Here is an 8673-nt window from a genome sequence, read left to right as displayed (position 1 = left end):
ACACAACTCGCGGTGGCTGCCAGATCCGAAGTCGAATCGGCGGCCTGCGGCAAGGTGCCCTGCGGGTTCTCGCGAGTTGTGTCGGTTTGCATGGGTGTCTCCACGTTCTCTATGTTTGTTTGGGCACCATCACGGTGCCCACCGTTCCGTCCTGAAGCACTACAACCGGCACACGCCGGGCATAACGACTTCGGGACAGTTCAGGAAGGGGGCCTTGTGGGCGCCGCTTCCATGCCGAAGTCTTCGGTTCGCGCGATCCGCGTCAAACCGCATTCCTTTCGGGGCGCAGTTTCAGACTGCAACACCCGTACCGTTATCGTCGTTGCCGACTGAAAAACGGTAGCCATCCGCAGGCGCGGTTTGGGCTTGTGAAAATACGTTTGGTTCAACCCGACAATGGCAATAAAAAGCCTTGAATTCACTGTCCGGTTTGTGTTTGGTTTTTTGTCTCAACCCCTACATGTAGGGTTTTTTTGAGCGCGGGCTACAAGATAATGCGTTTTGGGGGGCTATTGCAATGTATAGCCTGTGGATAAACCTGTGCGTAAATTGTGTGCGAAACGGCGAATTCGCGTGTAGGCCGCGAACCTGCTGAGCTAGACCGTTTGTCACTGTTTTTTCACCGGGAAAAACGCTTCAGCGGATTTTTAAGGGCGCGAACCCTATCACAAAAAACCGCCTTGTCCGAACGCATTTACCGACTTGTGTTCTGGCTGTACGCCGTTTATACAATCGGGCCATGCGCAGGCATATTTTTCCTCCAGAAACATGACAAATGATCAGGATGATCTGGCACCACGCATGCTTTTGCAGGAGCTGATCCAAGCGATCCCTTCTATTAATAAAAACAGCAAGCAGAGGTCACCGGTGGAGCAACAAGCCTTTCAGGTATTGATAGTCGAGGATGATCAGCGTCTGGCCGAACTCACTCGCGACTACCTGCAAGCCAATGGACTGCGCGTCGAAATCGAAGGCAACGGTGCACTGGCGGCGGCGCGGATCATCAAGGAGCAACCGGATCTGGTCATCCTCGATCTGATGCTGCCCGGTGAAGATGGCCTGAGTATCTGCCGCAAGGTGCGCGACCGTTATGACGGGCCGATCCTGATGCTCACGGCGCGTACCGACGATGCCGATCAGATTCAGGGGCTTGATCTTGGTGCCGACGATTACGTCTGCAAACCGGTGCGCCCACGCCTGTTGCTGGCGCGGATTCAGGCGCTGCTGCGACGCAGTGACTCACCGGAGCCCGTCGCGGAAAAAAGCCGTCGACTGCAATTCGGCCCACTGGTGGTGGACGACGCTTTGCGCGAAGCCTGGTTGAGCGACAACGGCATCGAGTTGACCAGCGCCGAATTCGATCTGCTCTGGCTGTTGGTGTCCAATGCCGGGCGAATTCTGTCCCGGGAGGAAATCTTCACCGCGCTGCGTGGCATCGGCTATGACGGCCAGGATCGCTCGATCGATGTGCGCATCTCGCGCATCCGCCCGAAAATCGGCGATGACCCCGATCACCCGCGCCTGATCAAGACCATCCGCAGCAAAGGCTATCTGTTTGTCCCCGAAGCCTGTGTAGACCTGCCGCTGTGAACTCGATCTTCCTGCGCATTTACGGCGGCATGTGCGCCGCGCTTATTCTGGTGGCGGTGCTCGGCGTGCTCGCGCTGAACCTGCTTAACCAGGTGCGCAGCGAGCAATACCGCGAGCGCCTGGCCCATGGCACGTTCTCGCTGATGGCCGACAATCTGCAACCGATGAACGAAACCGAGCGCCATCGCGCGCTGCTGGTGTGGGAGCGTTTGCTCGGGATTCCGCTGGCGCTGAAGAAGTTTGCCGAGACCGATCTCGATCTGACCCAGCGCACCCGGGTCCAGCGCGGACAGGCGCTGGTAGAGCAGACCGGCCCGCATGCAGCAAAGGTCTACCGGCTGGTCAGCGACAAGGAACAACTTGTGCTGGTAGGAGAGGTGCAGCAGATCAGCGAGCAACTGGCCCGCGCGACGATTTACCTGTTGGCCGATGAGCTGGTGCGCGTACCCGTGGGCGAGCAGCCCAAGCGGTTGGCGCAAATAAAGGAAGAGAAGGGCTTCGGATTCGATCTGCGCCTGGTCACGGTGAACGACGCCGACATGGATGAGGATCAGAGTCGTCGCGTGGCTGAGGGCGACACGGTGATGGCGTTGGGCAAGGGTGGCGATTCGATCCGCGTGTTTGCCGGCATGGTCGGCACGCCTTGGGTACTGGAAATCGGCCCGCTGTATCAGATGAATCCGTATCCGCCGGAGTGGCTGGTGTTGATCGCCGCGCTCGGCCTGAGTTTGATCGGCCTTATCGTTTATCTGTTGGTGCGCCAGCTCGAACGGCGTTTGCGTGGCCTCGAAGCGGCGGCCACACGCATCGCCAAGGGCAGCCTGGAAACCCGTGTGCCGGCGCGCGGTGCCGACTCGGTCGGGCGCCTGGCCTCGGCGTTCAACAAAATGGCTGAGCACTTGCAGCAGTTGCTGGCGATCCAGCGTGAACTGGTGCGCGCGGTATCCCACGAGTTGCGCACGCCGGTGGCGCGCTTGCGTTTCGGTCTGGAGATGATCGGTTCGGCGACCACCCCGCAAGCGCTGGAAAAGTACCGTGAGGGCATGGATCACGACATCGAAGACCTCGATAAGCTGGTCGATGAAATGCTCACCTATGCCCGGCTGGAGCAGGGCTCGCCGGCGCTGACGTTCCAGCGCATTGATCTCGACGCGCTGGTCAATCAGGTCATTGAAGAACTGGCGCCGCTGCGCGCCGAGGTCACGGTGCAGCGCGGCTTGTGCCTGTCTGCTGCGGATAACGACGACGCTTGGGTCGAGGCCGAGCCGCGTTATCTGCATCGGGCGTTGCAGAATCTGGTGAGCAACGCCATGCGCCATGCGCGCTCCAACGTTACGGTGAGTTACCAGGTCGGGCAGCTGCGTTGCCGGGTGGACGTCGAGGACGACGGGCCGGGTGTGCCGGAGGTGGCGTGGGAGCGAATCTTCACGCCGTTCCTGCGTCTGGATGACAGCCGTACCCGGGCGTCAGGAGGACATGGCTTGGGCTTGTCGATTGTGCGGCGGATCATCCACTGGCATGACGGCCGCGCGATCATTGGCAAGAGCAAGAGTCTGGGTGGGGCTTGCTTCAGCCTGAGCTGGCCGAGGAATCAGGAGCGCCGCTGAATCGTGGATAGTAGTGCTGGCCCCATCGCTGGCAAGCCAGCTCCCACAGGTTTCAGGGCGTACATCAAGTCTGTGTCCATCACCGGCACTGTGGAGCTGGCAAGTCGGCTCCCACAGGTTTCAGGGTGTACATCAAGTCTGTGTTCATCACCGGCACTGTGGAGCTGGCAAGTCGGCTCCCACAGGTTTCAGGGCGTACATCAAGTCTGTGTTCATCACCGGCACTGTGGACCTGGCAAGTCGGCTCCCACAGGTTTCAGGGTGTACATCAAGTCTGTGTTCATCACCGGCACTGTGGGAGCTGGCTTGCCAGCGATGAGGCCCCGACAGACGATAAAGATTTCAGGCCGCAATGCTGACCAGACTCAACAACTGCCCATCCTGCACACCGAACTGCGCATCCAGCTCGGTGCCGTTGCGCCATTCGTTCGACAAGTCCGTCAACAAGCGCAAGCGCACGTGGCCCTGTTCCGTCCACTCCAGCACTTCCGCGTGCTCGAAGTAAAAGCGCTTCTGCACGATCGGGTAAAGCGCCTTGAACAGGCTTTCTTTCACCGAAAACGTCAGCGTCACCCACAGTGCCAGTTGCTCCCTCTCACCGGCGGCCATGCGCCGCATTTCTGCCGGTATGAGGATTTCCCCGGCGAGACGCTCGGCGCGTTCGGTGTTGAGCAGGTTTTCCAGATCCATGCCCAGACCGCGCCAATGCTGCTTGTTGGCGACAATCGCTGCCGCACGACCGGTGCTGTGGGTGATCGAACCGCAGATATGTGCCGGCCACACCGGCGCGCGATCTTCGCCGATCGCCGGGACCACTGTAGTGCCTTCCAATTGCTGTAACGCCGCGCGGGCACAGATGCGCCCGGCGAGAAACTCCGCCTGGCGCTTGGCCACCGAGCGTTGAATGCTTGGCGGTGGCTCGATAGCGCTGCGCCGGAAATCATCGCCGAGCAGTTGTGACGGATCGAAGTGAGTGCTGAGCAGCACGGTGTCAGGCAACACCGTCGGCATTGGCCAGTGGGTATCGAGCGGGGTGCAGCAAGCGGGCAGGGCGGGGGTAGGATTCATGGCAGGCATTTTGCCGTTTGGCAGTCAAACTGGGTAGAGGCACTGATCGTTCCGATCCTCTGTGTGGGAACACCTCAATGGACGCTATGCGTCCGCTTTGGGACGCAGAGCGTCCCGGGCTGCATCCCCACGCGGAGCGTGGGAACGATCAGGTGCGGGCGGGTCAGCTGAAGATCTTCTGGAAGAACGCTTTCATATCCGCCCAGGATTTTTCATCGGCAGCCTTGTTGTAGCCGATATCCGGGCCACCGTGCTCGCCGTGGCTCAAGCGATCGGCATCCGGATTGGTAAAGCCATGCTTGGCACCGTCAAGGCTGACGAATTTATAGTCTGCACCGGCCTTGTCCATTTCCGCTTTGAAGGCGCTGACGTTGTCCGGCGTGACCATGCTGTCCAGGGCGCCATGTTCCACCAGAATCTTCGCCTTCACACTGCCGGGTGTGGCCGGGGTCTTGGTCGCCAGTGCACCGTGGAAACTCACCACACCGGCCAGCGGTTCACCCTGGCGCGCCGCATTCAGCACCACGCCACCGCCGAAGCAGTAACCAATGGCCGCGAGTTTGTTCGCGTCGGTCTGCGGTTGTTTCTTCAGCAGGTTCAGTCCGGCCTCGAAACGTTTGCTGGAGGCCGCCGCATCCTGAGTTGCCGCCTGCATGAACGCCATGGCGTCTTTCGGGTGCTCGGTGTTCTTGCCCTCGCCGTACATATCAATCGCCAGCGCGCTATATCCCAGCTCAGCCAGGTCCCGCGCGCGGCGCTTGGCGTACTCGTTCAAGCCCCACCACTCATGCACCACGACAATCCCCGGGCGTTTGCCTTTGATGGCGTCGTCGTAGGCGTAGTAGCCAATCAGCTGTGTGCCGTCGGCACTTTGATAGGGGATTTCTGCGGTCTTGATCGCAGCCTGAGTGAGGCTGCTGACAGCGAGGAACGTGAGGGCGAGGAACAGGCGCATATCGGTCTCCTTGGCGAAAAGTGCTCAGAACAGCCTAGTCGATTTGGTTCAGGTCAGGTTCAGATAGCGTTCAGGGGCGGTACAGGGGAGGGTCAGTAACCTTGCGCCATACCCAAACAGCACTGTGAAAGAGGAAATCCCATGACTCGTTTTAATAAACTGCTGCTGGCATTGACCGTAATGAGCGCCAGCGTCGCGGCCCAGGCCGACACCACTTCGAACTTCGCCGGCCTGACCTTCGGCCAGACCAGTGACAAGATCGACAAATCCCATGCTCTGAACAACAACCTCGATCACCCTAACGCCACCGGCGCGATCGACGGCAACAACACTTACGGCGTACGCCTCGGCCAGCAAAACTCGCAGGGCCGCTACTACGCGACTTACGACAACGTGTCCGGCTCGCACAATGGCATTAAACTGCGCCAGGAAAACCTGCTGGGCAGCTACGATCTGTTCTACCCGGTGGGCAGCAGCACCAAATTGTTCGGCGGTGCAACGGCGGGTTTGACCAAGTTGACCCAGGAGTCGCCAGGCTATAGCCGCGACAGTGACATCGGTTACGCGGTCGGCGGCCAGTTCGGTGTGATGCAGCAAGTTTCGCAAAACACTTCGGTGGAACTCGGTTACCGTTACCTGCGCAGCAATGCCAGCACCGAGATGAGCGAACGCGGTGGCAGCAAGCAAGGCTCGCTGGACCTGACCAGTAGCGCGCAGACTTACCTGTCGGCCAACTACTTTTTCTAAAGTGTTGCCGCCAGGCTAAATGTGGGAGCGAGCTTGCTCGCGAAGGCGATGTGTCAGTCGACATCTTCATTGACTGATCCACCGATTTCGCGAGCAGGCTCGCTCCCACAGGTGTGTTTTTGGAGATTCTGATTTGCCCGGGAGAGCGATATGAAACTGTTGGTCGTCGAAGATGAAGCGCTGTTGCGCCATCACCTGCAAACCCGTCTGACGGAGAGCGGCCACGTGGTCGAGTCCGTGGCCAATGCCGAGGAGGCGTTGTACCAGACCGGACAGTTCAACTTTGACCTGGCGGTGATCGATCTCGGTCTGCCGGGCATGGGCGGTCTCGACCTGATCCGGCAGTTGCGCTCAGGCGGCAAGACCTTCCCGATCCTGATCCTCACCGCACGCGGCAACTGGCAGGACAAGGTCGAAGGCCTTGCTGCCGGCGCCGACGACTACGTGGTCAAACCCTTCCAGTTCGAAGAACTCGATGCTCGCCTGAATGCCTTGCTGCGCCGCTCCAGCGGTTTTACCCAGTCGACCATCGTCGCCGGCCCGCTGTTGCTCGACCTCAATCGCAAGCAGGCGACCCTCGACGAGCAACCGCTGGCGCTGACCGCGTACGAGTACCGCATCCTCGAATACCTCATGCGCCATCACCAGCAAGTGGTGCCCAAGGATCGCCTGATGGAGCAACTCTATCCGGACGACGACGAGCGCGATCCTAACGTCATCGAAGTGCTGGTCGGCCGCTTGCGCCGCAAACTCGAAGGCCCGGCCGGGTTCAAGCCGATCGACACCGTGCGCGGCCTCGGCTACCTGTTCAATGAGCGCTGCACTTGATTCGTTCTTTACGCGTTCGACTGATGCTCGCCGCCACCACGTTGGCGGTGTTGTTCATGCTCGCCTTGCTGCCGGCCATGCAGGGCGCATTCAGCCTCGCATTGCAGGACTCGATCGAGCAGCGCCTGGCTTCGGACGTCACCACGCTGATCTCGGCTGCGCGCATTGAAAGCGGCAAACTGGTCATGCCTTCGCAGTTGCCGGATGAGCGTTTCAACCTCACCGACTTCCGGCTGCTCGGCTATATCTACGACCGTGAGGGACATCTGGTCTGGCGCTCGAAAGCCACTCAAGAGGAACAGATCAACTACAAGCCGCGTTACGACGGCCTCGGTAACGAGTTCGCGCGAATTCGTGAGGCCAGCGGTCAGGAGTTCTTCGTCTACGACGTTGAAGTGAAACTCCTTGGCGGTAAAAGTGCGGCGTTCAGCATCGTCGCCCTGCAACCAGTGCGCGAGTACGAAACTACCCTTGAAGGCTTGCGTGAAAATCTTTATCTGGGCTTCGGCGCAGCGTTGCTCGTTTTGCTGGCGCTGTTGTGGATCGGCTTGACCTGGGGCCTCAAGGCCTTGCGTCAACTCAGTCAGGAGCTGGATGAGATCGAGGGCGGCACGCGTGAAAGTCTCACTGAGCAACACCCGCGCGAGCTGTTGCGTCTGACGGGCTCGCTGAACCGATTGCTGCTGAGCGAGCGGCAGCAGCGCAGTCGTTATCGCGATTCTCTGGATGATTTGGCGCACAGTCTGAAAACGCCGTTGGCGGTGTTGCAGGGGGTCAGTGAGGACATGGCGCAACGGCCCAAGGATCTGGATCAGGCCTGGGTGCTGCAGAGCCAGATCGAGCGTATGAGTCAGCAGATCAGTTATCAGTTGCAGCGGGCGAGTTTGCGTAAAAGCGGTCTGGTGCGGCATCAGGTGCGCTTGCAACCGGTGCTTAAAAGTCTGTGCGATACGTTGGACAAGGTGTATCGCGACAAGCAGGTGCGGGTGGTGTTTGATTTGCCCGAGCATTGTTATGTGCCGATCGAGCAGGGTGCCTTGTTGGAAATGATGGGGAATTTGCTGGAGAACGCGTATCGGCTGTGTCTGGGTGAGGTGCGTATCAGTGTGCGTGAGAGCCTGGCCGGGATTGACTTGTGTGTCGAGGATGATGGGCCGGGGGTGCCGCCGGATCAGCGGGCGCGGATTCTGGAGCGTGGGGAGCGGTTGGATCGGCAGCATCCGGGGCAGGGGATCGGGTTGGCTGTGGTCAAGGATATTATCGAGAGCTACAACGCGAAGTTGATGTTGGGGGATTCGCCGATGGGGGGGGCGGCGTTTCGGATTCATTTTCCTGCGGTTTGAGGGGGGGGCTGGGGTTTGGGGGGCATATCCGTTGCTGCGGTAACGGCTTCCTATGGTTCCGCCCTTACGGCGGGTCACTTTTTCCAGACGCCGAAAAAGTAACCAAAAAGGCTTTACCCTGACGTACGGCCCTCGCTGTGGCTCGGGTTCCTTCGCTGCGGGATCGATCCGGGGGTCATCGCCTCCGGTTTGCTTCGCTGCACCTCCTCTCGATGTGTTTGGCTGCGCCAAACGGTCGCTGCGCTCCCACCCCGGATCAATCCCTCCGCTCAGCCTTCCGACGGGCGCTGAAGATCAAGAGCGGTACTCGAGCTAACGCTCATTGTGTTGAGTGGTGAAGATCAAGAGCGGTACTCGAGCTAACGCTCATTGTGTTGAGTGGTGAAGATCAGGAGCGGTACTTGAGCTAACGCTCATTGTGTTGATTGGTGAAGGTCAAGAGCGGTACTTGAGCTAACGCTCATTGTGTTGATTGGTGAAGGTCAAGAGCGGTACTTGAGCTAACGCTCATTGTGTTGATTGGTGAAGGTCAAGA

At 59.5% G+C, this 8673-nt stretch carries 7 protein-coding genes; 5 read left to right on the top strand and 2 right to left on the bottom strand.

Annotation, left to right across the window (positions count from 1 at the left end; all coding sequences use genetic code 11):
- Nucleotides 1-867 precede the first annotated feature (867 nt).
- On the top strand, nucleotides 868-1590 hold the full coding sequence (locus tag ACIONG_RS24125) for a response regulator (protein WP_213026326.1): 723 nt from the start codon (nucleotides 868-870) through the stop codon (nucleotides 1588-1590).
- A complete protein-coding gene (locus ACIONG_RS24120; protein ID WP_103307389.1) occupies nucleotides 1587-3197 on the top strand; it encodes an ATP-binding protein in 1611 nt (536 codons plus the stop codon). Before ACIONG_RS24125 ends, ACIONG_RS24120 begins: the two co-directional genes overlap by 4 nt.
- A gap of 342 nt (nucleotides 3198-3539) precedes the next feature.
- Here the strand turns inward: ACIONG_RS24120 and ACIONG_RS24115 are convergent, their stop codons facing one another.
- Nucleotides 3540-4265, bottom strand: coding sequence for a 4'-phosphopantetheinyl transferase (locus ACIONG_RS24115; protein WP_315449340.1), 726 nt, complete (start codon nucleotides 4263-4265; stop codon nucleotides 3540-3542).
- Nucleotides 4266-4428: 163 nt separating this feature from the next.
- On the bottom strand, nucleotides 4429-5220 hold the full coding sequence (locus tag ACIONG_RS24110) for a dienelactone hydrolase family protein (RefSeq protein WP_103307387.1): 792 nt from the start codon (nucleotides 5218-5220) through the stop codon (nucleotides 4429-4431).
- A gap of 141 nt (nucleotides 5221-5361) precedes the next feature.
- Here ACIONG_RS24110 and ACIONG_RS24105 point away from each other — a divergent pair, with 141 nt between their 5' ends.
- The 3 genes from ACIONG_RS24105 (at nucleotide 5362) to ACIONG_RS24095 (ending at nucleotide 8138) form a co-directional block, all read left to right on the top strand.
- Nucleotides 5362-5967 carry a hypothetical protein gene (locus tag ACIONG_RS24105; protein WP_401303138.1) on the top strand — a complete coding sequence of 202 codons (606 nt, stop codon included), beginning with the start codon at nucleotides 5362-5364 and terminating at the stop codon, nucleotides 5965-5967.
- Between the two features lie 150 nt (nucleotides 5968-6117).
- Nucleotides 6118-6795 carry a response regulator transcription factor gene (locus ACIONG_RS24100; RefSeq protein WP_008079190.1) on the top strand — a complete coding sequence of 226 codons (678 nt, stop codon included), beginning with the start codon at nucleotides 6118-6120 and terminating at the stop codon, nucleotides 6793-6795.
- On the top strand, nucleotides 6792-8138 hold the full coding sequence (locus ACIONG_RS24095; RefSeq protein WP_401303136.1) for an ATP-binding protein: 1347 nt from the start codon (nucleotides 6792-6794) through the stop codon (nucleotides 8136-8138). The genes ACIONG_RS24100 and ACIONG_RS24095 overlap by 4 nt, the downstream gene beginning before the upstream one ends.
- Nucleotides 8139-8673: the final 535 nt, after the last annotated feature.

The organism is Pseudomonas sp. NPDC087817 (assembly GCF_044742875.1).
Taxonomy (GTDB): Bacteria; Pseudomonadota; Gammaproteobacteria; order Pseudomonadales; family Pseudomonadaceae; genus Aquipseudomonas.
The sequence above is the reverse complement of the archived record's forward strand: the minus strand, read 5'-3'. Positions and strand labels throughout refer to the sequence as shown.